Source organism: Paenibacillus sp. OT2-17 (genome assembly GCF_009827695.1).
Lineage (GTDB): Bacteria > Bacillota > Bacilli > Paenibacillales > Paenibacillaceae > Paenibacillus > Paenibacillus polymyxa_B.
Window position 1 is genome coordinate 1 of the sequence record NZ_WUDQ01000566.1, and the last position, 2,344, is coordinate 2,344.

1 protein-coding gene is annotated in these 2,344 nt (G+C 44.5%); it reads left to right on the forward strand.

Annotated elements, in window-relative coordinates; genetic code table 11:
* Nucleotides 1-2,344 (forward strand): RHS repeat domain-containing protein (locus tag GRP75_RS24625; RefSeq protein ID WP_160790634.1); only part of this gene is annotated, 2,344 nt, incomplete at both ends.

The following is a 2,344-nucleotide window of genomic DNA, read 5'->3' on the forward strand; positions in this document are numbered from 1 at the left end:
TGTATGCTCCTTTTGATCAGGCGGCGCTTGCACAAAGCAGGTTGAGTGATGATACATCGCGTTATGGAATGGATTATGGTGACAACAGTGTGTCCACCGCTTCAGGACAGCTCGTTGTTCAAAATACGGACTTGGTACTGCCGGGGTCATTGCCCTTTGCATTGGCTCGTGTGTATAACAGTTCATTGGCAAATAATCAGATTGGTGTGCAGCAAAATGAAGGGTTGTATACAAACATAAGTGCCATCCGCGAGGAAGAAGCAGCTTCTGGTCTAGGGAGAGGCTGGAAATGGGATCTTCCTCATATGCAGAAACAGGATGGTAAACGGTATTTGTATATTCCGGGAACAGGCTCCTATGAACTGAGAGATGATTTGCAGCTTGAAGGATATGCATACAAAGATCTGAAGATCGGAACAGATCAAAGCGCAAGTGTGCAGGGAGTAAGCAGTGCATACAAAATAGCAGTGTTGAATGGAAATGACTATTATCTCGATCAGGACGGTTATTTGATTTTAATCCAGGATGCGTATAAGAATCGAGTGGAATTTGATTATACAAGTTCTGGCGGAGCAAAGCTTATTCGTTCGATTAGAAACAATGATGGCAAAGAACTTGATTTCACTTACAATGCTGGACAGCTTGTTGTTAAAGAGCAAGGCACGGACCATCAGTATACCTATCGTCAAAGTAGTGAGGGAAGCAGCAAGGTGCTGTCAGAAGTACTGGATTCTCTTTCCCGAAGCACAAGCTATACGTATACATTCATGGATGCTCCTTTTAATGTGGTCGTAGATGGTGAAAGAAAGACTGGAGCCCTGCAGCCCAATGAAACCGCGTTGCTTACACGAATTGTACGACCTACTTCATCGATCACAGACATTCGTTATGAAGCCTATAACAAGCAGATAGGCGTGTACGGTACACAAGGCGTGTTCAAGGTGGCTTCACGCGCTGATATGTACAGTACAACTGCCGGCGATCGTTTTTTAAATAAAATTGATTTCGCGTATTCCGGAGAAGATCTAGCCAGTTATGGCAAAAATGCTGAGTGGACGGTGGTTGCCAAAGGGACGCGTACAACAGAAACCTTCCATTTTGGTAAAGTCTTTAGAGGAGATAACACACCAGACAAGCTTGTTCTTAACCGCTATGATCAAGAGGGTGATTCTACCGGCTATCATATAAACTACACCTATAATGAGGCCATAGATTGGAATTTGCCTGTGCAAATGGAAGAGTCCTATACGGAAGGAGGTTCTTCGTCAGAACCTGTAACCACCTCCTATGACTACAATGAATATGGTCTTCCACTAAAAGTATCCCAAAGTACTGGATTGGAGACTGCTCATACGTATAAAACCTCTAGTGAGCCTTTTTTCTGGGTTCAACCTACCCAGACGGTTACTAAAATAAGTGAAGGAAAAACTGGAACGACAGTTCGAACTTATAAAGCAGAGGGCGCATTGTATGAACTGAAAAACTATGAAGGTACAGAGCAAGGGAAGCTTTTATCACATACCTATACTTTTTACAATGCAAAAGGGAATGTAAGTGGTCAGAAAGTTCTTATTGATGACAGAAACTATACGGATGTTTCTATTGATTATAAGTCTCCCTATGGTTCTCAGCTCCCAACAAGGCAGCTTTTGCCTAAAGGTGTTGAGTATACGTATGATTACTATCCGACCGGAGAAATCAAGTCCCAAACAGATGCCAAGCGCAAAACGGAGTCTTATGTGTATGACGCATTGGGGCGTGTAACAAAGGTTACTTATCCGGACGGCACTCAAACTGTCGTGGTGTACAAGGATGATACGAATGATGTCACTGTTACCGGACCCGATGGTGTAAGCGTTGAAAGATTGTATAATCCGTTCGGGCAGATGCTTCAGCAGCAGGTGGATGATGCAATCTATGGTTACGGTTATGATGATCATGGAGATATGGTAGAAAGCACGGATGCCGAACAAGCAACCACTCGCTACGCCTACGATGCTTTTGGACGACCTGTAAAGACGACCTATGCGGATGGAACAACAGATACCGTGGCGTATAATGCAGTGGATCGTACCGTTACTCAGACGGATGCCTCTGGCTACCGTATACGTGAAGTATCGGATGCTCTAGGTCGTGTGACCTCCACACAAGAGGCTGAAAATGGATCATTTCAGCCGCTGGAGTCGTTAGCTTACAATCATGCGGGTATGGTCACTAGCCGGACGGACGGTAACGGTCAACGTATGATCTATGATTACGATGCTCTGGGACAAATGACTTCGGTCACAGATCCATCCGGACAGCAGGTTAGCTATATGTATGATCTAGCCGGAAATTTGAAGAC